Annotated in this window: 20 protein-coding genes; 12 read left to right on the forward strand and 8 right to left on the reverse strand. The window is 63.1% G+C overall.

Annotation, left to right across the window (positions count from 1 at the left end; genetic code table 11):
• Nucleotides 1-49: 49 nt before the first annotated feature.
• Both NCR93_RS27840 and NCR93_RS27845 read right to left on the reverse strand, forming a co-directional pair.
• Entirely contained in the window at nt 50-982 is a 933-nt protein-coding gene (locus NCR93_RS27840; protein ID WP_175980244.1) for an amidohydrolase family protein, read from the reverse strand.
• Nucleotides 982-1,914 (reverse strand): amidohydrolase family protein, encoded by a 933-nt coding sequence (locus tag NCR93_RS27845; protein WP_175980243.1) that lies wholly within the window; start codon nt 1,912-1,914, stop codon nt 982-984. Before NCR93_RS27845 ends, NCR93_RS27840 begins: the two co-directional genes overlap by 1 nt.
• A gap of 241 nt (nt 1,915-2,155) precedes the next feature.
• Here NCR93_RS27845 and NCR93_RS27850 point away from each other — a divergent pair, with 241 nt between their 5' ends.
• Entirely contained in the window at nt 2,156-3,049 is an 894-nt protein-coding gene (locus tag NCR93_RS27850) for a LysR substrate-binding domain-containing protein (RefSeq protein WP_175980242.1), read from the forward strand.
• Here the strand turns inward: NCR93_RS27850 and NCR93_RS27855 are convergent.
• The gene (locus NCR93_RS27855) at nt 3,027-3,932 is read right to left on the reverse strand and encodes a LysR substrate-binding domain-containing protein (RefSeq protein ID WP_250532312.1); all 906 of its coding nucleotides are present in this window, start codon (nt 3,930-3,932) and stop codon (nt 3,027-3,029) included. The two genes, NCR93_RS27850 and NCR93_RS27855, sit on opposite strands and share 23 nt — an antisense overlap.
• Nucleotides 3,933-4,038: 106 nt before the next feature.
• On the opposite strand from NCR93_RS27855, the gene NCR93_RS27860 reads away from it, so the two are divergent.
• Nucleotides 4,039-4,494, forward strand: a complete 456-nt coding sequence (locus NCR93_RS27860) for a (2Fe-2S)-binding protein (protein ID WP_175980241.1) — start codon at nt 4,039-4,041, stop codon at nt 4,492-4,494.
• Nucleotides 4,495-6,702, forward strand: a complete 2,208-nt coding sequence (locus NCR93_RS27865; protein ID WP_239295570.1) for a xanthine dehydrogenase family protein molybdopterin-binding subunit — start codon at nt 4,495-4,497, stop codon at nt 6,700-6,702.
• Between the two features lie 12 nt (nt 6,703-6,714).
• On the opposite strand, the gene NCR93_RS27870 is transcribed toward NCR93_RS27865, so the two are convergent.
• Nucleotides 6,715-8,631, reverse strand: a complete 1,917-nt coding sequence (locus NCR93_RS27870) for an AAA family ATPase (protein WP_033536019.1) — start codon at nt 8,629-8,631, stop codon at nt 6,715-6,717.
• 514 nt (nt 8,632-9,145) lie between these two features.
• Here NCR93_RS27870 and NCR93_RS27875 point away from each other — a divergent pair.
• Both NCR93_RS27875 and NCR93_RS27880 read left to right on the forward strand, forming a co-directional pair.
• Nucleotides 9,146-9,307 carry a DUF1328 family protein gene (locus NCR93_RS27875; protein WP_008346326.1) on the forward strand — a complete coding sequence of 54 codons (162 nt, stop codon included), beginning with the start codon at nt 9,146-9,148 and terminating at the stop codon, nt 9,305-9,307.
• Between the two features lie 131 nt (nt 9,308-9,438).
• Nucleotides 9,439-10,404: a GlxA family transcriptional regulator gene (locus NCR93_RS27880; protein ID WP_175980239.1), complete on the forward strand. Its 966-nt coding sequence runs from the start codon at nt 9,439-9,441 to the stop codon at nt 10,402-10,404.
• Nucleotides 10,405-10,410: 6 nt separating this feature from the next.
• On the opposite strand, the gene NCR93_RS27885 is transcribed toward NCR93_RS27880, so the two are convergent.
• Nucleotides 10,411-11,712 (reverse strand): aspartate aminotransferase family protein, encoded by a 1,302-nt coding sequence (locus NCR93_RS27885; protein WP_008346328.1) that lies wholly within the window; start codon nt 11,710-11,712, stop codon nt 10,411-10,413.
• A gap of 76 nt (nt 11,713-11,788) precedes the next feature.
• Between NCR93_RS27885 and NCR93_RS27890 the strand changes: the two genes are divergently transcribed.
• From NCR93_RS27890 to NCR93_RS27910, 5 genes are all read left to right on the forward strand, one after another.
• Nucleotides 11,789-12,673: a LysR family transcriptional regulator gene (locus NCR93_RS27890; protein ID WP_175980238.1), complete on the forward strand. Its 885-nt coding sequence runs from the start codon at nt 11,789-11,791 to the stop codon at nt 12,671-12,673.
• 210 nt (nt 12,674-12,883) lie between these two features.
• Complete coding sequence (locus NCR93_RS27895; protein WP_175980237.1) at nt 12,884-13,393, forward strand: helix-turn-helix domain-containing protein; 510 nt, start codon at nt 12,884-12,886, stop codon at nt 13,391-13,393.
• Nucleotides 13,390-13,803, forward strand: coding sequence for a VOC family protein (locus NCR93_RS27900; protein WP_008346331.1), 414 nt, complete (start codon nt 13,390-13,392; stop codon nt 13,801-13,803). The genes NCR93_RS27895 and NCR93_RS27900 overlap by 4 nt, the downstream gene beginning before the upstream one ends.
• A gap of 50 nt (nt 13,804-13,853) precedes the next feature.
• Nucleotides 13,854-14,312 carry an SLATT domain-containing protein gene (locus NCR93_RS27905; RefSeq protein WP_033536018.1) on the forward strand — a complete coding sequence of 153 codons (459 nt, stop codon included), beginning with the start codon at nt 13,854-13,856 and terminating at the stop codon, nt 14,310-14,312.
• Between the two features lie 553 nt (nt 14,313-14,865).
• Nucleotides 14,866-15,459 (forward strand): hypothetical protein, encoded by a 594-nt coding sequence (locus NCR93_RS27910; RefSeq protein WP_175980236.1) that lies wholly within the window; start codon nt 14,866-14,868, stop codon nt 15,457-15,459.
• 65 nt (nt 15,460-15,524) lie between these two features.
• Here NCR93_RS27910 and NCR93_RS27915 read toward each other — a convergent pair whose 3' ends face one another.
• From NCR93_RS27915 to NCR93_RS27925, 3 genes are all read right to left on the reverse strand, one after another.
• Entirely contained in the window at nt 15,525-15,743 is a 219-nt protein-coding gene (locus NCR93_RS27915) for a hypothetical protein (RefSeq protein WP_008346335.1), read from the reverse strand.
• Nucleotides 15,744-16,003: 260 nt separating this feature from the next.
• Nucleotides 16,004-17,932, reverse strand: a complete 1,929-nt coding sequence (locus tag NCR93_RS27920) for a bifunctional diguanylate cyclase/phosphodiesterase (protein ID WP_175980235.1) — start codon at nt 17,930-17,932, stop codon at nt 16,004-16,006.
• A 147-nt stretch (nt 17,933-18,079) separates the two neighbouring features.
• On the reverse strand, nt 18,080-18,922 hold the full coding sequence (locus NCR93_RS27925) for an EamA family transporter (protein WP_008346337.1): 843 nt from the start codon (nt 18,920-18,922) through the stop codon (nt 18,080-18,082).
• 105 nt (nt 18,923-19,027) lie between these two features.
• Between NCR93_RS27925 and gcvA the strand changes: the two genes are divergently transcribed.
• Nucleotides 19,028-19,936, forward strand: coding sequence for a transcriptional regulator GcvA (gene gcvA, locus NCR93_RS27930; RefSeq protein ID WP_175980234.1), 909 nt, complete (start codon nt 19,028-19,030; stop codon nt 19,934-19,936).
• A 272-nt stretch (nt 19,937-20,208) separates the two neighbouring features.
• Entirely contained in the window at nt 20,209-22,641 is a 2,433-nt protein-coding gene (locus NCR93_RS27935) for a glucose/quinate/shikimate family membrane-bound PQQ-dependent dehydrogenase (RefSeq protein ID WP_175980233.1), read from the forward strand.
• The last annotated feature ends 20 nt before the right edge of the window (nt 22,642-22,661 follow it).

Below are 22,661 nucleotides of genomic sequence, written 5' to 3' on the forward strand. Positions count from 1 at the left end.
GCTCCGTCGAGAGAAAGAAGGGCGCGTGAGCGACCGCGCCCGCATGACATCAGGCCGTCTGCGCGACTTCGTCGTTCTTTACATACGTGGCCTTCAACCGTTTCTCCGCTTCGGCCAGGTCCTTCGGCGGTTTGGTCGGCTCGATGCCCACCAGTCGCGCGATGTTATTGCCCATGTAGTCTTCGAGACCGTCCTCATCGAGGTCCATGCCTTGCGGCGCGGGACCGCACAGCATCTCCAGTTCGCGCAGCCACATGCCCGGCTCGTTCGGCGGCGAATCGGTGCCGAACACGATCTTGTTGCGCGGCAACTCGCGTGCGAACTCGACGATGCGCGACTGATAGCACCAGCCCGATTCGCAATACACGTTGGGCGTATCCATCGCCATCCAGAAGGCTTCGAACGAGTAATTGCCGCCCGTCTGGATCCCGAAGTGACCGATGATGAAATTCACCATCGGGAATTCGCGGATGATCGGATAGAACTGCGTGGGAATCGTGTACGGTCCATCGCCTGTGTGAATCAGCACGACGACGCCCAACTCGGCGCATTTCTTCATCGCAGGGCGCAGCCAGTCGAGCGCGCGATCCGGCCGATAGCCATGCATGTTCGCGTGCAGCTTGAGCATCTTGAAGCCGTATTCCTTGACGTGAAATTCGAGTTCCGCCGCGCCGTTTTCCGGACCCCAGCGCGGGTTATACGTGAAGTTTCCGATGAAACGATCGGGATACTTCTGCGTCAGCTCCGCGATATACGACATGTAATCGCGAATGCCTTCGCGCCCGCGCCGGTTGCCGTCGCGATAGCCGGTGTTTCCCGGCGGCGGCTGGATGAAACCCATGTCGATGCGGCGCGGCTTGCCGTTGATGATGTACGGACCGTCCATCATCTTGAGAAGGCGTTCGCCGGTGAACGGCTCGCCCGTGTGCCGCCAGGCTTCGTCGACGAGATTGGTCGGATGCAGATGGGTATCGATGATCATCAGCGCGCTCCTGCGTAGTCAGCTTCTTTGTATTGGTCGAGATTGGCTTGCGCTTCTTCGACGCTTTTCGGCGGCGCGCTCGGTTCGATGCCGAGCATGCGCGCGAGGTTGTTGCCGAGATAATCCTCGAGCGTGTCTTCGTCGAGATTGAGGCCTTGCGGCGGTTCGTGACACAGCACTTCGAGCAGGCGCAGCCACATGCCCGGTTCGTTGGGCGGCGTGTCGGAGCCATAGAGAATCTTGTGCGTCGGCAATACCTTCGCGAATTCGACGATGCGCGATTGCAGGCACCAGCTCGATTCGCAATAGACGTTCGGCGTATCGAGCGCCATCTGATAAGGCTCGAAGCAATACACGCCGCCGGTCTGCACGCCGAAGTGCGCCATGATGAACGGCACCGACGGAAACTCGCGGATCAGCGGATACCATTCGCTCGGAATGCTGTACGGTCCGTCGCCGGTATGCAGCTTCACGATGAGCCCGAGGTCCGCGCATTTGCGCAACGCGGGACGCAGCCAGTCGAGCGCGCGGTCCGGCCGATACGCGTGCATGTTGGCCTGCAACTGCACCATCCTGAAGCCGTGTTCCTTCGCGTAGAACTCGATTGCGTCGGCGCCGTTCTCGGGGCCGCAGCGCGGGTTATAGACGAAGCAGCCGAGCAGGCGGTCGGGATACTTCTGCGTCATCTCGACGGTGTACGCCATGTAGTCGTCGATCGACTCGCGGCCGCTTCTCACGCCATCGGTCCACGTATAGATGGTGTTGCCTTGCGGCGGTTGGATGAATGCCTTGTCGATGCGACGCGGCTTGCCGTTGATGATGTACGGGCCGTCCATCACCTCGATCAGACGCTCGCCCGAAAAGGGTTCGCCGTCATGGCGCCAGGCGAGGTCGACGAGATTGGTCGGATAACAGCTTGTGTCGATGATCATGGGTCTCGATCTCCTTGAGGGGAACTGGCGTGTCCAGTCGCCGGATCGCGGGCAGGCGCGTCGATGGAACAAGAGCTCTTGCGAGCTTGCCCATGCGGCCTTTTGCAAGACGCGTTGATGCGCCTTCCCCTCGCCGGCATCGAGTGTCACACTGACGTGCACTGCTGCTTGCGATGCAGTCTCACAAGTTATGCGCGCTCTGTACAATATTTTCTGACCACGATCTTGATACGTTAGCGATATGGACATGCGGCTTTTGCGGTACTTCGCGGTGCTCGCCGATGAACTCCATTTCGGCCGCGCAGCCGCGCGCCTGCACATTTCGCAGCCGCCCCTGAGTCAGCAGATCCGCATCCTTGAAGAGGAAATGGGCACTGCGCTTTTCTTGCGCTCGCAACATCGCGTCGAACTCACCGAGGCAGGGAAAACACTGAAAGAACAGGCGCCGCTGATCTTCGCGCAGTTCGAGCGCGCGATCGATCTCACGCGTTGCGCGGGACGTGGCGAAGTGGGAAGTCTCGAGATCGGCGTCATCAGCTCGGCGATGGTCGAGCCGATTCCACGCGCGCTCGGCGAGTTCGCGCGCAAGCATCCGCAAGTCAGATGGACGCTTCACGAGATGACGCCCGCCGCGCAGATTCAGGCGCTGAAAGAGCGGCGGCTCGACGTGTGCTTCTTTCGCGTGTCGCACGAAGATCCGGAGATCGTCAGCGAAGTCGTGTTGCGCGAGTCTGCCGTGGTCGCATTGCCGCTCGCGCATCCGCTCGCTTCACGCGCGGATATCGCGCTGCGTGATCTCGAAGCCGAGCGCTTTCTGTCGTTTGGTCTGCTGCAATCGCAACTCGCGCGGTTTCTGCGCGACTGTTGCGTCGAAGCGGGATTCACGCCGCGCATCGAGCAGGAAGTCGTCGAACTGCATACGCTGCTATGTCTGTTGCGCGAAGGGCTCGGCATTGCGCTGCTGCCGGCATCGGCGCAACAGCTGTCGGGCGGCGGCGTGGCATTCGTGCCGCTCGCAGCGCCCGCGCCCGAAGTCTCGCTTCATGCGCGTTATCGCGCGGACACGCCGTCGCCGGTGCTGGCGCGGTTTCTCGATACCGTGCGCGAAGTCGTCAGTCCGGATCGCGCGCGTTGACCGTTTGCGCGACGAGCTCGCGTATCGCATCGACGAGCGGCGCAACGCGTGCCGACTTCTCGCGCGGCCACACGGCGTAGAGGTTGTAGTGCGTCGGAATCTCGACGCGTGTGAGTTCGACGAGCTTGCCGTCGCGTTGCGCGTCGGCGGCGAGCAGGCCGCGCGCAAGTCCCACGCCGACGCCCGCGCTCGCGGCGGCGATCAGCCCCGCAGCGTTGTCAAAGACGGCGACTGCGTGCGGCTCCGCTTCCGGCAGGCCCGCTGCGGCGAGCCTCGGAATCCACGAGCGCTTGGTGTAGCCGAGCAAGGGCAGCGCGAGCACTTGTTCCGGCGCGAGCGGCACGCTGAGTCCGCGCGCGCTCAACAATGCGGGCGAGCCCATGACCGTGAGACGGTCGCCGCAGATGAGCGCGTTCTCGAAGCCGTCCCATTCGCCATAGCCGTAACGCAGCGCGAGATCGACGCGTTCGAACGCGCTGCGGTCATGACGTGGCGCGGAAAGCATCGTCAGCGACGTGCCCGTCAATGCGCCGAGCAACGCGGGCAGGCGCGCGACGAGCCAGCTTTGCGCAAGCTCCGGATCGACGTCGAGCGTAATCGACTGCTTCACCGCGCGCTCCTTCACCGACGACAACGCGCGATCGATCTGCTCGAAGCCATCGCCTAGCTGATTCGCGAAGAGCGCGCCGGCATCGGTGAGCACGACGCGCGCGCCTTCGCGCACGAACAGCGGCTGGCCGACGAACTCTTCGAGCGTGCGGATCTGCTGGCTGATCGCGCTATGCGTGAGCGACAACTGACGCGCCGCGCTCGAAAAGCTGCCGGCGCGCGCCGCCTGCAAGAAGGCCTGCATCGACTGGATCGAAGGGTAGCGCTTCAACATGGGTGTTAGCCAGGCTTACGGGTGATCAAAGAAATCGTCGCTGGCGTTCTTGCATGACGGCTTCCGATAATGGCCGCAAGCTCGAACGACATTCAGGAGACAGCGCATGATCGAAATCGTCGTCAATGACGCGCGGCACTCGCTCGACAATGTACCGGAAGACATGCCGCTGTTGTGGGTGCTGCGCGATCGCATCGGTTTGACGGGCACGAAATTCGGCTGCGGCGGGGGCTTTTGCGGCGCATGCACGGTGCATCTCGATGGCGAGGCCGTGCGTTCGTGCCTGCTGCCGATAGCGGCCGTGGCGGGCAGGCGCATCACGACCATCGAAGGTCTTTCCAGGGACGGCACGCATCCGTTGCAGCGCGCGTGGGTTGCGGAAGACGTGCCGCAATGCGGCTATTGTCAGTCGGGACAGTTGATGCAGGCAGCGGCGTTTCTGAAGGGCAAACCGTCCGTGAGCGATGACGCCATCGCCGCTGCGATGTCCGGCAACATCTGCCGCTGCGGAACGTATGCGCGCATCCGCAAGGCCATCAAGCGCGCGGCGGCGGAGGTCTGAATGCGTATCGAACATCACGCAGCGCGCCGTCGTTTCATCAAGCAGAGTTCGGCGCTGCTGGCAGCGGGCCTATCCGTTGGATTTCGATTGCCCGATGCGTTGGCGAAGAACGGCGATGCTCTTCCGCGTGACGGCGAATTCGAGCCGAACGCATGGGTGCGCGTGCTGCCCGACGACACGATCAAGCTCGTCGTCCACAAGCACGATTCGGGCACGGGCACGCGCACCGCGCTCGCCGCGCTCGTCGCCGAAGAGCTGGATGTCGATCCGTTTCGCATCGACGTCATCACGCCCGAGAATCCTTTCTATGCCGATTACATTCATCCCTTGTGGAAGGTGTTTTCCACGGGCGGAAGCACGAGCGTCTCGCTGGAATACGATCGCTTGCGGCGCGCGGGCGCGACTGCGCGTGCCATGCTGATCGAAGCCGCCGCGAAACAATGGAAGGTATCGCCGTCAACGTGCTCGACCGATAACGGCTTCGTGATCGACAACGCGAGCGGCGCGCGTGCCAGCTATGGATCGCTTGCCGTCATCGCCGCGAGCGTGCCCGCGCCAAAAGACGTGCCGTTGAAAGACGCATCGCAATTCAGGTACATCGGCAAGCTGAGCAAGAAACGCGACGCGGCGCAGAAGGTATGCGGCGCGTTCGCGTATGGCATCGACGTGCGTTTGCCCGGCATGCTCGTCGCGGTCGTGACGCGTGCGCCCGTCATCGACGCGCGCGTGCGCAGCGTCGATGCGAAAGAGGCGCTCGCCGTGCCCGGCGTGCGGCAAGTGCTGCCGATACCCGGACGTCCCGATGTGCTCGGCGGCAATCAGGCGGGCGTCGCCATTCTCGCCGACGACTACTGGTCCGCGCACAAGGGACAAGCCGCATTGCGCGTCGAATGGGAAGATAGTCCGTTCGAAAACTTCGATAGCCGCGATATGCCCGCGCGCCAGGCTGCATGGCTCGACGATCCCGCTGCGCGCGTCGTGCCGACCATCACGAACGGCGACGCCGATGCCATCATCAAGCATGGCGCGCGCGTGATTCAGGCGTCTTATTCGATGCCGTACAAGGCCGCGAATCCGCTCGAACCCATCAACGTGACGGCGTGGTCGAAGGACGGCGGCATTGCGTATTGGGGCGGCTTGCAAGTGCCGTCGACGGCGCAGGAGGCGGCGCAAGTCATCGGCGGCATTCCGGCCGATCGTGTCGTGCTGCATGAACTGGTTTCGGGCGGCAGCTTCGGTGCGCGCGAATCGAAGTACTGGCTCTTCGAAGTCACATGGCTCGCGTTGCAAACCGGCAAGCCCGTCAAGCTGATGAACAGCCGCGAGGACGAAATGCGCGCGCTCTTCTATCACTCGGCGAGTCATCATCGCGCAAAGGCCACGCTCGATGCACGCGGCAATCTTTCGGCGCTGCAACTGCGCGCGGTGATGCCGGCATCGCCGGAACAATGGGAGCCGGGCTATTTCGATCGTCCCGATCGCATGGACTACAGCACCACGGAAGCAATCAGCAAGTTCGAGTTCGCGTATGGCGCGCCGAATGTGGATATCGGCTGGGTGCGTCATGAAACGGGCGTGCCAACGGGCTGGTATCGCGCGGTGAGTTATATCCCGAACGTGTTCGCGGTCGAATCGTTCATGGATGAAGCCGCGCATAAGGGACATCGCGATGCGGTGGACTTTCGCATCGCGCATATGAAGGACGCGCGCCATGTCGCGGTATTGCGCGAGGCCGCGATGCGGGCCGGCTGGGGCAAGCCGTTGCCGCGCGGCACCGCGCTCGGCGTTGCGACGAATCGCGCGTACGGCAGTTATGTCGCGGTGATCGCGCGCGTCTCGCGCAAGGATGACGGTATCGTGATCGAGAAGCTCACGTGCGTGGCCGACTGCGGGCTCGCGGTGTCGCCCGGCGGTGCGGAAGAGCAGCTATACGGCGGCTTGATGTGGGGACTCGGACACGCACTCGCCGACCGCATCGACATTCGGCACGGCCAGGTTCAGCAGACCAATTTCGATGCGTATCCCGTGATGCGTATGAGCGACATGCCCGACATCGACATACGCATCGTGCAGGGCGATCCGGCGAAGCCTGGCGGCGTAGGCGAGTTGTCGAGCCCGTCGGTTGCGCCGGCCGTTGCCAATGCCGTGTTCACGCTGACCGGCAAGCGCCTGCGCGAGACGCCGTTCGATTTGCGACGGCTCGCGTGAAGAAGTAACCGCTCAGGCGGCCAGCACTTCGTTGGCCGCCTCGACATTCGCGACAGCCGCCGCATGCTCGCGGATCAGGCGATAAACCGTCTCGCCCGGCACGGTTTCCGATTCGAGCAATTCATCGGCGATCGCGCGCAACACCGGCTCGTTGGCTTGCAGCAGCGCGAAGCATTCGTCGCTCAGATCGTGCAGCAACGCGTTCGCATGACCGATCGAATTCTTGAGCTGCAAGCCCGCATACTGCTGCGGCAACGCCGCGAGGCTGAACAGATTGCCTTCCTCGTTGAAGCCGAACTTCGACACCATATCGAGGCTGATGCGTGACGCCTCCTGAAGATCCGATGCCGCGCCGCTCGATGCTTCCTTGAACATGAGCAGTTCCGCGTTGCGCCCGCCGAGCAGCACCTGAATCTCGTTGCGCAATTCGGTTTCGCGATACAGATGCTTGTCCTGCATCTTCGTGATGAGCGCGACGCCCAGAGCGCCGCCGCGCGGCAGGATCGTCACTTCTTCGAGCACGCCGGTGCCGAGCAGCGCCGCAACGAGGCCGTGACCCGCTTCATGCACCGCGATGCGCGTGCGTTCGTCATCCGATAGCGCGCGTTCCGCGCCGTTCACATCGCCGATGCGTGCGATCTTGATCGCTTCGAGGAAATGCGCCGCCGATACTTCACGTTCGCCCGCCTTGCGCGCGACGAGTCCTGCCTGATTGACGATCATCGACAGCGTGGCGGGCGAGAGGCCCGTCGTCAGACGTGCGAGCTGATCGAAGTCGATGTCGTCGCGCTTCGTCTTCAAGCTGTCCGCGTAGAAACGCAGGATGTCCGCGCGATCTTCGACGCCCGGCAAACGCACTTGCACCGTGCGATCGAAACGGCCGGGACGACGCAGCGCTTCATCGAGATTGTCGGGATGATTCGTCGCCGCGACGATGATGACGCCTTCGTTCGATGCGAAGCCGTCCATCTCCGCGAGCAGTTGATTGATGATGCGATTGCTTTCCGCTTCGACCGGGCCGCCGCCGGTATCGGTGCGCTTGCCGAGGCCATCGGCTTCGTCGATGAAGATGACGGTCGGCGCATTCTTGCGCGCGAGCTCGAACAGATGCTTCACCTTCTGAATGCCGACGCCGTAGTACTTCGCGCTGAAATAACTGCCCGTGATCGCGATGAAGTTCGCGCCGCATTCGCCCGCGAGCGCCTGCGCGAGCCGCGTCTTGCCGACGCCCGGTCCGCCCGTCATCAGGATGCCGCACGGCGCGCGCACGCCCATGCCGGTGAATTGCGCGGGCTCGGTGAGCCACGCGCGCACGTCGTTGAGCGCGGCTTTCGCTTCGCCCGCGCCGATGACGTCATCGAAACGCAGCGTCGGCGATTCGCCGAGCAATTGCGCGCCGCCGCGCATTTCGCGGCGCATGAACCAGAGAAGGCCGCCGATCATCAGGAGCGGCAGCAAGAGACTCAGCGCGTCGCGCGAACGGTCGAACATCTCGCTCCAGCGCGCAATGCCCGTGCGCACGTTGGCGTCGGGCAGCCATACGAGTTGATACGGCGAGGCCGCGTCGGGCTTCATATCGCCGAGCAGCAATGCGTTGGAGAACGCGCCGTTATGATCGGCCACGTAATACTTCTCGCCCTTCGTCGTGGAGACGAGAATCGCGTCGGGACTCACACCGATCGTCGCGACATTCTTCGCGCGAATATCGGTCAGCATTTCCGATGCGTCTTTCTCGCGATGCGTCCACGGCGATGCGTCATGGCGCATCTGATTGGCGACGCCCGTCAGCGCCGCCGTCTGCGATTGCGCGGCCCGCACTTCATGGCGCCAATGCAGAAAGCCCGCGCCCGTCACGAGCGCGGCCGCGATCACACCATAAGCGATATATCGGCCAACGCGTGACCGCAGCGAATTCCTTGCCGGTTTCATCAATTCTGTCCAATGGGCCCGAACGCGCGGCGCCCTAAAGCAATCGTCGGAGGAATGGCATCCGAACGTGTGTCTCTTATCGTGCTTCGGTGGTGGGATGCCCGCGCGCATGTCTTGATGCTCAAGATGGCGAAGCGATCGACCTTGAACCGCAGATCGTCAACCATGCGAGCATGGCCCTGTTTACAGGGATTGCTTCGCTGGAATGGTGCCCGTAATGCATGACCATTCGATAACGCGAAGCAGCGCGCGAACGAGCGTTCGACACGCCGTTTGAATTACACGTCCCCTTTTTTTGATTAACGGCAGGTAACGGGTCTTCTTGACGGCAATGTAAAAAACGCGTGATCCGCGCTCCCAGCGCGATGCGGGTTTGATGGCGTATGCAGGACGAGGCCAAGGATAGCACGGCAGAAAACGATGCTCCATCCGGTAAGGAATACTGCTTGCTTACGCTAGAGAACTCCGCGCACATGGGGCGCGCGGCGTACTCGGACGAGAGGGAGATAACATCATGTTGTATTACGCGTTGGTCTTTTTCATCATCGCGATCATCGCTGCCGCGCTCGGATTCGGCGGTATCGCGGCGGGCGCGGCGGGCATCGCGAAGATCCTGTTCTTCATATTCCTCGTGATTTTCCTCGTGACGCTGGTAATGGGCCTCATGCGACGTTGACGGCTCTCAAGCAAAAGGCGTCGTGCCGAGGCTGGTCGGCACGACGCATTTTTTTTGTTCCTCGTTTAACGTAGCCGCCTGGACGAAAGATCGGTATCGTCGCAAATGACAACTTCTGGGTCATTTGCGCCATGCACATCGCGATACTCGCTCTCGATGGTCTCTTCGATACCGGCCTCGCCGTGACGCTCGACACGCTCAGAGCCGCGAACGGGTTGGCCGCGCGCACGATGGGCGGATCCCCGCGCTTCGATGTATCCACTGTTGGCGTGCGCAAGCGCGTGCGTTCGGGTCACGGCTTCGCGATTCCGGTGGAACCCGTCACGCCCGATTTGAAGCCGGACTGGGTCATCGTTCCGGCGCTCGCCGCGACGACGCCGGAACTGCTGCTGCCCGCACTGGAACGCGCCGACGTCAAGGACGCCGTGCGGCAATTGCAGAAGTGGCGCGCGCAAGGCGTATCGATCGGGGCGTCCTGCATCGGGACGTTTCTGCTCGCGGAAGCAGGATTGCTCGATCATCGGCAGGCGACATCGACGTGGTCGCTCGCGCCGCTTTTCAGGCAACGCTATCCGCATGTTCTGCTCGACGAATCGCGGATGCTCGTGCCGACCGATATCGGCGTGACGGCCGGCGCCGCGATGGGGCATCTCGATCTCGCGCTGTGGCTCGTGCGCAAGTCGAGCCCCGAGCTGGCCGCGCTCGTGTCGCGCTTTCTGCTCGCCGATATCCGCACGTCGCAGGCGCCGTACATCATCCCGAATCATCTCGCGCAGGCAGATCCGCTGATCCAGCGTTTCGAGCGCTGGGCGCGCGACCATCTGAAGGAAGGATTTTCGCTGCAGCACGCGGCGAACGCGCTGGCGACGAGCACGCGCTCGCTTCAGCGCCGATGCCAGGAAGTGCTCGGCAAATCGCCGCTGGCGTACTTTCAGGACTTGCGCGTCGAACGCGCGCAATCGCTTCTGCACGGCAGCGGACTCGATCTCGAAGCGATCGCCGCCGAAGTCGGCTACGAAGACGGCGCGACTTTGCGAACGCTTTTACGTCAGCGCTTGGGACGCGGCGTGCGCGATCTGCGCGCCGGCCTGCGCTGACGATGCCTACAACGAACGCTCGATAGCCTTGCCGAGCAGATCGAGCCCGAGGTCGATCTCTTCCTCGCTCACGGTCAGCGGCGGCGCGATGCGGAACACGCCCCCCATGCCCGGCAATTGCACGATGTTCATGCTCAGGCCGAGATTCATGCATTCGCGCGTGATCTTCGCGCCGAGACCATCGGCGGGTTCCTTCGTGCGGCGATCCTTGACGATCTCCACGCCGAGCAGCAAGCCGCGGCCGCGCACGTCGCCGATGCAGTCGAAGCGCTCCATCAGATCGAGCAGGCCGCGTTGCAGGCGCGCGCTCATCACGTTCGCGCGCGCGACGAGGCCATCGCGTTCGACCACATCCAGCACGCGCAGGCCGACGGCGGCGGGCAGCGGATCGGATACGTGCGTCGTGTAGAACAGATAGCCGAGCGCATGCGCCTTCTCTTCGATTTCCGCCGATGTGACGACGGCCGCGAGCGGCAAGCCGGCGCCGAGCGTCTTCGATAGCGTGAGGATGTCGGGCGTGACGCCGTCGCGCTGGCACGCGAACATGGTGCCCGTCCGGCCGATGCCGGTTTGCGCTTCGTCGAGAATCAGCAGCATGCCGCGCTCTTCGCACTTGCGCTTTAGCGCCGCCATGTAGCCTTCCGGCAATTCGATGATGCCGCCAGAGCTCAGAATCGGTTCCGCGATGAACGCGGCGAGATTGCCGCTCGACTGCCGGTCGATGAGATCGAATGCGTAGTCGAGTTCCGCGAGCCAGTCGTATCGGCCGTTGTGCTCGAAGCGCGCGCGATATGGGAACGGCGCGGGAATCGCGAATGACCCGACCGCCGCGGGACCGACGCCCTTGCGCCCCGCGCTGTACGTTGCGGACGCCGCGTGACCCGTCATGCCGTGCCACGACTGCGCAAAGCCGACGACTTCGTATTTTCCGGTGACGAGCTTCGCCATGCGGATCGCGGCCTCGTTCGATTCGGCGCCGGTGCTCAGCAAGAGCGCGCGATCGAGACCGGCGGGCGTGATATCGGCGAGACGCGTCGCGAGATCGACGACGGGACGCGACAGCATCCCGCTGAAGAGATGATCCAGCTTGCCCGCATATTCGCCGATCACCGACACGATCTCGGGATGGCTGTGGCCAAGCACGGCGCTCATTTGTCCGGAGGTGAAATCGAGAATCGCGCGGCCATCGGCATCGTAGACGAAGCTGCCTTGCGCGCGCTCGATGATCATCGGCTCGAACGTGCCGCCGTAGCGGATGAGGTGCTGTCTGGCGTTGCGCCAGAAAGTTGCGTCGTTGTTCAGGGACACCGTGCTTCTCCTGGCGGGATAGGAAGGAATCTGCAGTGTAGACAACGCTCAGGTTTTATAGAATCGAATAGTTCTAATGCGAGATAGAAGAGGCGCTAATACCTTGAGCCTGTCACTGGAAATCGAGTTGTTGCGCTCGTTTGCCGTCATCGCGGAAGTGCGAGCGCTGAGTCGCGCGGCCGAGCGCATCGGACGGACGCAATCGGCGCTGAGCCAGCAGATGAAGCGGCTCGAGGATATCGTCGATCAGCCGCTTTTTCAGCGCACCGGACGCGGCGTCGTGCTGACGAATCCCGGCGAACGCCTGCTGGTTCACGCACAGCGCATCCTGCGTCTGCACGACGAGGCGATGGCCGATCTGTGCGGAAAAGGCTTGTCGGGCAGCATCCGCTTCGGCTGTCCGGACGATTACGCCGCCGTGTTCCTGCCGAGCCTGCTGCGGCAATTTTCGAGTCAGCATCCGCACGCGCTGGTGGAAGTCGTGTGCGGGCCGACGCCCCGGCTCGCCGAGCAACTGAAAAAGCGCGCGCTCGATCTCGCGATGCTCTCGCTTCCCGAAGACAAACCCGGCGGCGAGGTCATCCGGCGCCAGCAACTGGTCTGGATCGGCTGTCCGGGGATGGATTCCGCGCATTACGATCCGTTGCCGCTCGCGCTCTCCGATCCGGACACGCTCGATCACATCGCCGCATGCGAAGCCTTGCAGCGCGCGGGCAGGGCGTATCGCATCGCGTACGCGAGCAGCAGTCTCGCGGGGCTCACGGCGCTGGTGCGCTCGGGGCAGGCGTTCGCGGTCATCACGCAGACCGCCGTGCCCGCCGATCTGTGCGTGCTGAATGCGGATGCCGGGCTGCCGGCCTTGCCGGGCGTCGGCATATCGCTGAAGTTCGCGCGCGACCGTCCTTCGATGTTGACATCGGCGTTCGCGGAACACATCCGTCTCACGCTGCCGTTGTTGTGATGCAAGACCGATTGCGCGAATTGGGCCGCAAAACGGCCGCTTTCCGGCACATCGCGCATCGGGGACGCGGGCTAAGATACTTTCCATCTCCTCTAGCTCTTTCTTCTCAGGAATGAGCGACTTTTGCGTCGTGCGGATAGCCTCTGCACGACGTTTTTCTTTGTGCGCGCCGGGCTACACTAGCCGCTCGTTTTCCGCACCCCGAACGCCATGCCGACTCGCAAACCCGCCACCGCCGATGCGTTGCAAGATCCGGCATTGTTGCGGCGTCTGTTGCGCGCCAAAGATCGCATGGACGCGTGTTCGCACGAGGACTGGCCGGTCAGCCGTCTGGCCGAAGTCAGCGGGGTCTCCGAAGCGCATTTCGCGCGATCGTTCAAGCGCGCGTTCGGCGTTCCGCCGCATCGCTATCTGCTGACGCGGCGCATCGAGCAGGCCGTCACGCTGTTGCGCGACACCGAGCTCGCCATCACGGATATTGCCTTCGTCACCGGCTGGGAAAGTCTCGGAACGTTCGGCCGCATCTTTCGCGATATCACCGGCCACAGTCCGAGCGCGATGCGCGTGCAAGCGCGCGCCGGCGTCGAGGCGCTCGATCGCGTGCCCGCGTGCGTGCTGAAGGCAGCGCAACGACCCGATCTCACGATCGCAGTTTTGGAGAAGCGGCGGCGCGGTGCGAAAGGTACAGTGCGGCCATCTTCAACGAAGGAGGTCACATGAATCAGGGCATCGGCGTGGTGGGCATCTATGTCGACGATCAGGACGAAGCGCTTGCGTTTTACGTCGACAAGCTCGGTTTTCGCGTTCATACCGACGTGCGCAACGGCACGTATCGATGGCTCACGGTGCAGCATCCGGATCAGCCGTCGTTTCAGCTCGGCCTGTTCGCGCCGGGCGCGCCGATCCACGACGATGCGACCGCGCAAACGCTGCGCGCGATGGTCGCAAAGGGCGCGATGCCGCCGCTCGTGCTGTCCGTCGCGGACTGCCGCGCGACTTACGAGCGGCTGAAGGCGAGCGGCGTGGAGTTCACGCAGGAACCGGTCGATCGCTACGGCAGCGTCGATGCCGGTTTTCGCGATCCCGCGGGCAATGGCTGGAAGATGATTCAAGCGCCATCGGGACGGTAAATGTCCTGATTAGCCGGGAGGATGAAGTCTGTTCGTAGAGTGCTTAGAACATGACCGAAACCTCATATCAACCGCCCCGAGACATGTCGACGCTCGTGCTGGCGTGGATCCGGCGCGCGCGCGAATCGCAGATTCGTCATTACACGATGGCCGACCGGCTGACGCGCTGCGGCAGACGGCTCGGGCTTGCGGTCATCGGCATCACGGCGGCGACGGGCACGTCCGCGTTTTTATCGCTCGTAGCGACGGCGGTGTCGCCGGATGTGCACATCCTGATCGGGATGACGAGTCTGAGCGCCGCCGTGCTCGCCTCGTTGCAGACGTTTTTGCGCTATAGCGAGCGTGCGGAATTGCATCGCCGTGCGGGTGCGCAGTACGGCGCCGTGCGGCGGCGTCTCGAAGCGATTCATGCGGCAGATGTTTCTCTGCGTGATGCGTGTGTCGTCGATGCGGTGCGCGATGAACTCGACCAGATCGCACAGACGGCGCCGCATTTGCCACGCGCATGATTAATCATTATTAAAGTTCCGAGTGCTGATTAGTAATTTGTTAGACGTAGCGAAGCGAAACCCGCCATTCGACTGACAAATGACCCTGTTCAAAAGGGGTTGTTTGTGCTTCCGAAACAATGCCCGGTGTGCTACGGTAATTCGTATGTATTACTTGCGACCGGACGATCGCTGATTGTCGATCGGCCTTCCGAAATGATTCGGATGGAGTGTGACAATGGAACAGCGAGGCGATGGCTCGCTTTATTTCGTCATCTGCCCCCGATGTGAAACCCTTTCATCAGTAGAAGAAAGCGTGTGCCCGTTTTGCGGCGCCGACCGCCACGGGGCCGTGCTGACGAGGGGCGCGGAGACAGCTCTGCGGGCAGTCGAGGCGGCGCGAGGCGTGACGCGCCAGTTTGCGCCACAGGGCGAAGTGGCCCGCGTGCGATGGCCGGCGCGTTCGAGAACATACGAAGCGCGTTTACCCGCGCCTGCGCGTGCCTCCATCGCCAATGGCGCTGCCGTGCTTGCGACGGGGCGTCCATCGCATTCGATACTCGCAACGGTCGTCATGGCCGCCGTCGTGCTCGGTGCGTGTTTTCTCGCGCGTGCTTACTTCGAGCAGCACGGATCGACACCGCGCGCGGGAACGCTGCCTGTGGCCGTCGCAGGCACGGTCCGTCCGATCGAGACGAAGGCCGCACCGATCGCCGCCATCAATATCGATTCGGCGGACAGAATCGTGGACGGCCCGCTGCGCTCCGCCGCGCGTCCGTCAGCGGAAGCTGCGTCGCCACTGATTCCTGTCACGGCATCGAGCAAGGACAGCACGCGGCAGAGCGTGATTCCCGAACGCTCGATCGCAAAAAAACCGTCGACGCACGGCGCGAAGCAATCGGTCAAGACATCGAAAGCGAAACCCGTATCGAAGTCGGCTTCTGCATGTTCGCGCAAGTCCGAGCGCGCGTGCGCTGAAGCAGCGAAAGGCCGCGTATCCAGGACCGAGCCGAAGCAGCGTCAGACGCGCGCGGCGCCGCCTGCTGCGCCCGTCGCTCGAGCGAAAACCGACACGAAGGAATTTCAGAAGGTCGCGGCCATCGCTCCGGCGGTGAAGCCCGCGATGACCGCCGATGATAGCTGGCGTCCGAGCAAGAAAAAGAACTGAAAACCCGCGCGGATCGGAAAGGAAAGGGAAGCGCTTCGCGCGGGACGCGAAGCGCGCTGACGGTCTTATTCGACGGCTTCCCAGTGTTCGTCGACGGTCTTGTCGGTCACGCGTACCTTCGCAACCATGGGCGCATAGCCGCGCAGCTTGATTTCATCGACGGCGAGCCGCTCCGAACGATAACTCTGCTGCGTCATTCTCGTACCGTCAGGGAATTCGAGCGCGTAACCGTCGATCGGTCCCCACTGGCCCTTCGGCATCGGTTCGACATAGACATTCTGCATCGCGTTTCTCCAGCTTGATTGGAAAGCACCGGGCGGTTCGCATTGGCGAACGTGCGCCTCTTGTATAAGAGGTTAGCGAAGAAAGGGACGCGGCCGGCGACGATGCGCGACGTCGCGAAGCAAATAATTATCGAAGTAAATCAATGCTCTAGTTGCGGGTTCCCATGATGAGAAAGCCCATTCTCCGATATGCAACTCGCGGCATGCTGCCATGCAGCGCGCGTTTTCGTGAAACGGACCTTCATTGCATATCGTGGAAGTCAGTGATGCACGGCGCTGCGGCGATCGGCATCGAGATAGTTGTTGATCGTCGGCGCGACGTCCGCCGCGACGGATGCGAAGCGAAAGCCGTTGCGTCCCTTGCGCTTCGCTTCGTACATCGCGCGATCCGCGTCGCCGAGCATCGCTTCGGCGGACGTGTCGAAGCCGCCCGCGCACATCGCGATGCCGACGCTCGTGCCGAGATGCGCTTCGACGCGGCCGAGTTCGAACGGCCGTCCGATCGCGCGGCAAATGTCCTGCGCGATGCGGCTGCATGCACTCGATGACGAAATCCCGCGCGCCAGCAGCACGAATTCATCGCCGGCGAGGCGGCAGACGAGATCGCCCGCGCGCGTCGTCTTTTTCAGGCGCGCGGCCACCTGTATCAACAGCGCGTCGCCGACGTCGTGACCGTGCTGATCGTTGATGCTCTTGAAGCCGTCGAGGTCCATGAAGAAGATCGCGAAAGGCACGGCGTCATCGCGGGCGGCATCGACGGAAAGCGCGAGTTGCTCGGCGAGCGCGCGCCGGTTCGGCAGGCCCGTGAGCGCGTCGAGCATGACTTCGGAGCGCATCTGATTTTCGCGCCGCTTGGTCTCGGTGATGTCCTGCGACATGATGTAGAAACCGGCAATTTCCTCGCGCTGAAACTCGGGAATATACGTCGCGTTCCAGACGCGGCTCGGCGCGCCTTCATAGACGATGTCCTCGTGCGTCACGCGTTCGCCGGCGAGCACGCGGCGAAAGTAAGGCAGACAGCGCTCGAAGGTCGACGCGCCGATCGTGTCGCGCACAGTCTTGCCACGCAACGCCGAAGGCTCGACGCCGAACACCTCGCGATACACCTGATTGTTGAAGCGATAGCGCAGGTCAGCATCGACGTGTGCGATGAGAACGGGCAGATTGTCCGTGATCGTCTGCAGCGCGGCGCGATTGCTGGTGAGCTCGCGCGTGCGTTCGAGCACGCGGCGCTCCAGTTCCTGCCGATAATCGCGCAACACCTGTTCGCTGTATTTGCGGCTCGAGATGTCGTGCGCGACGCTCACGAAATGCAGCGGCTCGCCGCGTTCGTCGCGAATCAGCGCGACGGAAAGCTCGACCCAAACCGGCTCGCCGTTACGGCGGCGATATCGTTTTTCCAGCGTATACGTCTTGCTCGTGCCGTCGAGCAGTTCCGCGACGAGTTGCAGATCGGCCGACAGATCCGCTTCGTCGGTGATCTGCTGAAAGGTCATCGTGACGAGTTCATCGGCGCTATAACCGGTGATTTCGCACAGCTTCGGATTCACTTCGACGAAGCGGCCCTCCAGATCGACGATAGCCTTGCCCGTCGGCGTCTGTTCGAAGATCGTATGAAAGCGCGTCTCGGACAGGCGCAGCTTGCGGCGGTCGGCTTCCTGAATCTCACGCGTTTCGCGCGCGGCTTCGCGCTGCACGATCTCGCGCTCGACGGTCGCCGCGAGATCGCACAGCGCGGCCTGCGTGCTTGCCGTGAGTTTGCGCGGCTTCGTGTCGATCGCGCAAAGCGTGCCGAGCACGAGACCTCTGGACGAGCGCAACGGCACGCCCGCATAGAAGCGGATGTGTGGCGCGCCCCTGACGAGCGGATTGCCGGCGAAGCGCGCATCCGCGTGAGCGTCCTCGACGAGCAGCAGACGTTCGGAGTGAAGCGCGTGCGCGCAGAACGACACGTCGCGCGCGGTTTCGCATACATCGAGTCCGACACGCGACTTGAACCATTGCCGATGTTCATCGACGAGCGATACCAGCGCGATCGGCACCTGCAACAGCTCGGCGACGACGCGCGTTACGCGGTCGAACACTTCTTCCTGTGGCGTGTCGAGCAGGTCGAGACTGCGCAGCAACTGGAGCCGCTTCGCTTCGTCGGCGGGCAGAGGCGCCGTGTGCCATTCGTGTACGGGTTGCAAGGTTCTTCTCGATTCGGTATTCGCCATCGGGCCCAATGCCACGATGAGCAATTTATCGAACCTTCCGCAATCCCGATTCGCCGATCAAAGGCCGGCTTTTCCCTCAGTTCGCGAGATGTGCCTTACGGACGAAATGACGCAGAGCGGTCAGAGCCCCAGGCAAACCGCCCCGACCGCGACCACCACGCAGGCGAGCCAGCGCCTCGCGCTGACGGCTTCCTGAAGGAACACGCGCCCGATGAGCGCCGCGAACACGACGCTCGTTTCGCGCAACGCGGAGACCGTGCCCATCGCGCCGGATTGCATCGCCCAGATCACGATGCCGTAAGCCGCGATCGACACGAGGCCGCCCGCGAGCGACGAACCCACGGCCATCGGCGCTCGCTTCACGGGCGTCCATAGCGCCGCGGGCCCGCGTTTCGCGACGAAAATCATCGGCATGAACCAATAGAACATGAACATCCACGCGGTGTAGGTGAGCGCTTCGCCATCGGACAGACGCACGCCGATGCCGTCGATCACCGTGTAGATCGCGATGGTCACGCCCGTCGTCAACGCGGCGAGCACCCCCGCGCGCGATACGCGGCCGCCCTGCAATGCAAGCGCGATGATGCCGCCCGAGATCAGCACGATCCCGAGCGCATGCAGCGGGCCGATCGCCTCGTGCGCGAAGATGGCCGCGCCGAGCGTGACGAGCATCGGCGACGATCCGCGCGCGATCGGATAAGCCTGCGCGAGATCGCCGCGCCGATACGAGCGCACGAGGCTCACGTTGTAGACGATATGCACGAGCCCCGACGCGACGATGTAGGGCCACGCGGCTTTCGCGGGCATCGGCAGATAGAAGACGACGATCGCGGACACGGCGCCGATCGCGATGCTCATCCACGTCATCGAGAGGAACCGGTCGCGGTTGCCATGGAGCATCGCGTTCCAGCTTGCGTGGAGCACGGCTGCCAAGAGAACGACACCGCCGGTGTAGGTGAACATGCTTTCTTATGTCGGTTATATGACGGATAGTTACTAGAATAACTATCTTGTGAGCCGCTCACAAACCATATAAATTGCATCGTCGCGTTAGAAAAGCTCTTGCGAATGAGACCGGCATTGCCTTCACTCAATGCGTTGCGCGCTTTCGAAGCCGCTGGGCGACTCGGTAGCTTCAAGGAAGCCGCCGCCGAGCTGCATGTCACGCACGGGGCGATCAGCCAGCAAGTGCGTTTGCTCGAAGCGTGGCTCGGCGCGCCCCTGTTCGAGCGTCATAACCGGCGTGTGGTGTTGACCCCGGCGGCGCGCGTCTATCTCGCGCAAATCGGTCCGCTCTTCGATCGGCTCTCGCAGGCCACGGCGCGCTATGGCGTGTCCGAGGCCCTGTCGCGCACGCTCACCGTGAATGCGCCCGCTACCTTCACGTTGCGCTGGCTCGTGCCGAGGCTCGAACAATTTCGCGCGCGTCATCCCGATGTGGAAGTCAGGATAGAGACATCGAACGAACCGGTAGAAAGCCTGAAGGACACATACGACATCGTGATTCGCGGCGGCCCCGACACGTTTTACGGTTACGTGATGCGGCGCTTTCTCGAAGAGGAACGTCTGCCGGTGTGCAGCCCCACGCTGTCCAAACGTCTTCCTTTGCAGACGCCTGAAGACTTGCGGCGGCACACGCTGCTGCACACGTCGAGCTTGCCGCGCGTCTGGCCGGATTGGCTCGCGCAGGCGGGCATCGCGGCGCTCACGCCAGCGGCGGTGCTCACCTTCGATCACTTCTATCTGACCTTGCAGGCCGCTGTCGATGGCATGGGCATCGCGATGGGCCCGACCGCGCTCGTCGCCGACGATCTCGCGTCAGGCCGTCTCGTTGCGCCATTCGACGGGCCGCGTTTGCCGTCGCGAAGCTATTGCACGTATGTCGCCGATGAGAAAGCGGGGCACGATCTGATCGTGCTGTTTCGCGCATGGCTCGAACAAGAAGGACAAGCGTTCGCGACCGAGCACGACGTGTGAGCCTGCGCCGCGCTGCATTCGTGCGAACTATGCAGAAATTTAACTATCTGGTTAGAATGCACGGGTTTACGCTAATGCCCCGGCCGGTCTGACTGATCGCGCGGGACATGCGATCCAGCCGCGCACATCGGCGCACGCGTGCATGCGTCGCCGCTTCTCGCGTGTCGCGGTATCGACTTCACGGCACGCTTTCATCGCGCGGTGCGATACGGCCGCGGCATTCCTGTCGTCGCCGAAGCGGATCGCATGGCAGATTCCTGGAGAAGATTTCGATGTCTACGAGTAAAGCCCGTCTTTCAGCCGCGCTGAGAGCAGGGTGTGTTGTGCTGGGCCTCGCGCTGCTGGCCACTGGTCTGATTTTCGTCGTCGGCGGCGCAAAGCTCGCGCTTCTGCACGGCAGCGCGTATTTCGTGATCGCGGGAGCGGTTATCGTCGTATCCGCGGTGCAGTTCCTGCGGGCGAAGTCGTCGGCTGTGCTCGCCTTCGGCGCGGTATTTATCGGCACGCTCGTGTGGGCGCCCATCGACGGCGGTTTCGATTTCTGGCCGCTCGTGTCGCGGCTGATGCTGCCGGCCGGCTTCATGATGCTCGCGCTGCTTACATGGCCATCGTTGCGCACGCATGAGACGGGCAAGCCCGCGCCGAAGCGCGCGTATGCGTTCGCTGGCGTCATCGCGCTTTGCATGCTCGTTACCTTCGTGCAGATGTTCGAGCCGCATCCGACCGTCGCATCCGATGGCAATGAAACGCCGCTCGTGCCCGTCGCGAAGGAGCACGCGCAGAAGGACTGGAGCAACTACGGCAACACGGCCGGCGGCAGCCGCTTCGTGGCGCTCGATCAGATCACGCGCGATAACGTGAAGGATCTGCGTGTCGCGTGGACCTTCCATACGGGCGATGTCCCCGAAAGCCCGACCGGCAACGGCGCGGAAGATCAGGAGACGCCACTGCAGATCGGCGACCGCCTCTACCTGTGCACGCCGCACAACAACGTGATCGCCGTCGATGCCGACAGCGGCAAGCAGATCTGGAAGCGCGAGATCAACGCGCGGGCGCAGGTCTGGAACCGCTGTCGCGGCCTTGCGTATTTCGATGCGACGAAACCTGTGGCGCAACCGACGATAAACGGTTCGACGCCTGTGACCCCCGTTTCCATCGCGGCGGGCGCAAGCTGCCAGCGCCGCTTGCTGATGAACACGATCGATGCGCGTCTCGTCGCCATCGATGCCGACACCGGCGCGCTGTGCGAAGGCTTCGGCGAACACGGCTTCGTGAACCTGAAAGCGGGTCTCGGCGCGGCCGACGATCCGAAGTATCAGCTCACGTCGGCGCCGACGCTCGCGGGCACGACCGTCGTCGTGGGCGGACGCGTGGCCGACAACGTGCAGACCGACATGCCGGGCGGCGTATTGCGCGGCTTCGACGTCATTACCGGCGAGATGCGCTGGGCGTTCGATCCGGGCCGCGACGACCCCAACGCGCGCCTGCAACCGGGTCAGACTTACGCGCGCAGCACGCCGAATTCGTGGGCGCCGATGTCCTACGACGCCGCGATGAACACTGTCTTCATCCCGATGGGCAGCTCGTCGGTGGACTTGTGGGGCGGCAATCGCACGCCGCTGGATCACAAGTACGCGACGTCGATCCTCGCGCTCGATGCGACCACCGGCAAGGAAAAGTGGGTGTACCAGACGGTCCACAACGATCTGTGGGACTTCGACGTTCCGATGCAGCCGAGCCTCGTCGACTTTCCCGAGAAGGATGGATCGACGAAGCCCGCGGTCGTGTTCGGCACGAAATCCGGTCAGATCTTCGTGCTCGACCGCATGACGGGCAAGCCGCTTACGCGCGTCGAAGAACGCAAGGTGAAGACGGGCACGATCGCGCAGGAACAGTACTCTTCGACGCAGCCGTTCTCGGCCGGCATGCCGACGATCGGCGCGGACACGCTGAAGGAATCCGACATGTGGGGCGCGACGCCGTTCGATCAGTTGATGTGCCGCATCAGCTTCAAGTCGATGCGCTATGACGGCCTCTTCACCGCCCCCGACACCGATGTCTCGCTGAGCTTCCCGGGATCGCTCGGCGGCATGAACTGGGGCAGCCTGTCGACGGATCCGAATCATCACGTCGTCTTCGTGAACGACATGCGCCTCGGTCTCTGGGTGCAGATGATTCCGCAAAAGACCGACAGCGCGCCCGCGAGCAACGGCGGCGAAGCCGTCAACACGGGCATGGGCGCGGTGCCGCTGAAGGGCACGCCGTATGCCGTGAATAAGAACCGCTTCATGTCGCCGCTCGGCATTCCGTGCCAGAAGCCGCCGTTCGGCACGCTCTCCGCGGTCGATCTGAAGACGCAAAAGATCGTGTGGCAAGTGCCCGTCGGCACCGTGCAGGATACGGGTCCGTTCGGCATCAAGATGCGCGTGAAGATGCCCATCGGCATGCCGACGCTCGGCGGCACGCTCGCGACGCAAGGCGGCCTCGTGTTCATCGCGGGCACGCAGGACTATTATCTGCGTGCGTTCGACAGCGCCACCGGCAAGGAAGTGTGGAAGGCGCGCTTGCCGGTCGGAAGCCAGGGCGGTCCGATGAGCTATGTGTCGCCGAAGACGGGCAAGCAATACGTGCTGATTTCGGCGGGCGGCGCGCGGCAATCGCCGGATCGTGGCGATTACGTCATCGCGTATGCATTGAACCACTGATCGTACGAACCGAAGATTTC

The sequence above is a fragment of the Caballeronia sp. ATUFL_F1_KS39 genome (genome assembly GCF_023630985.1).
In the GTDB taxonomy this organism is placed as follows: domain Bacteria; phylum Pseudomonadota; class Gammaproteobacteria; order Burkholderiales; family Burkholderiaceae; genus Caballeronia; species Caballeronia zhejiangensis.

What these genes read in the sequence shown, in the direction of transcription:
- NCR93_RS27840 (WP_175980244.1), bottom strand. Translation starts at nt 982, where the DNA reads ATGATCATCGATACCCATCTGCATCCGACCAATCTCGTCGACGAAGCC.
- NCR93_RS27845 (WP_175980243.1), bottom strand. Translation starts at nt 1,914, where the DNA reads ATGATCATCGACACAAGCTGTTATCCGACCAATCTCGTCGACCTCGCC.
- NCR93_RS27850 (WP_175980242.1), top strand. Translation starts at nt 2,156, where the DNA reads ATGGACATGCGGCTTTTGCGGTACTTCGCGGTGCTCGCCGATGAACTC.
- NCR93_RS27855 (WP_250532312.1), bottom strand. Translation starts at nt 3,932, where the DNA reads ATGTTGAAGCGCTACCCTTCGATCCAGTCGATGCAGGCCTTCTTGCAG.
- NCR93_RS27860 (WP_175980241.1), top strand. Translation starts at nt 4,039, where the DNA reads ATGATCGAAATCGTCGTCAATGACGCGCGGCACTCGCTCGACAATGTA.
- NCR93_RS27865 (WP_239295570.1), top strand. Translation starts at nt 4,495, where the DNA reads ATGCGTATCGAACATCACGCAGCGCGCCGTCGTTTCATCAAGCAGAGT.
- NCR93_RS27870 (WP_033536019.1), bottom strand. Translation starts at nt 8,631, where the DNA reads ATGAAACCGGCAAGGAATTCGCTGCGGTCACGCGTTGGCCGATATATC.
- NCR93_RS27875 (WP_008346326.1), top strand. Translation starts at nt 9,146, where the DNA reads ATGTTGTATTACGCGTTGGTCTTTTTCATCATCGCGATCATCGCTGCC.
- NCR93_RS27880 (WP_175980239.1), top strand. Translation starts at nt 9,439, where the DNA reads ATGCACATCGCGATACTCGCTCTCGATGGTCTCTTCGATACCGGCCTC.
- NCR93_RS27890 (WP_175980238.1), top strand. Translation starts at nt 11,789, where the DNA reads ATGCGAGATAGAAGAGGCGCTAATACCTTGAGCCTGTCACTGGAAATC.
- NCR93_RS27895 (WP_175980237.1), top strand. Translation starts at nt 12,884, where the DNA reads ATGCCGACTCGCAAACCCGCCACCGCCGATGCGTTGCAAGATCCGGCA.
- NCR93_RS27900 (WP_008346331.1), top strand. Translation starts at nt 13,390, where the DNA reads ATGAATCAGGGCATCGGCGTGGTGGGCATCTATGTCGACGATCAGGAC.
- NCR93_RS27905 (WP_033536018.1), top strand. Translation starts at nt 13,854, where the DNA reads ATGACCGAAACCTCATATCAACCGCCCCGAGACATGTCGACGCTCGTG.
- NCR93_RS27910 (WP_175980236.1), top strand. Translation starts at nt 14,866, where the DNA reads ATGGCCGCCGTCGTGCTCGGTGCGTGTTTTCTCGCGCGTGCTTACTTC.
- NCR93_RS27915 (WP_008346335.1), bottom strand. Translation starts at nt 15,743, where the DNA reads ATGCAGAATGTCTATGTCGAACCGATGCCGAAGGGCCAGTGGGGACCG.
- NCR93_RS27925 (WP_008346337.1), bottom strand. Translation starts at nt 18,922, where the DNA reads ATGTTCACCTACACCGGCGGTGTCGTTCTCTTGGCAGCCGTGCTCCAC.
- gcvA (WP_175980234.1), top strand. Translation starts at nt 19,028, where the DNA reads ATGAGACCGGCATTGCCTTCACTCAATGCGTTGCGCGCTTTCGAAGCC.
- NCR93_RS27935 (WP_175980233.1), top strand. Translation starts at nt 20,209, where the DNA reads ATGTCTACGAGTAAAGCCCGTCTTTCAGCCGCGCTGAGAGCAGGGTGT.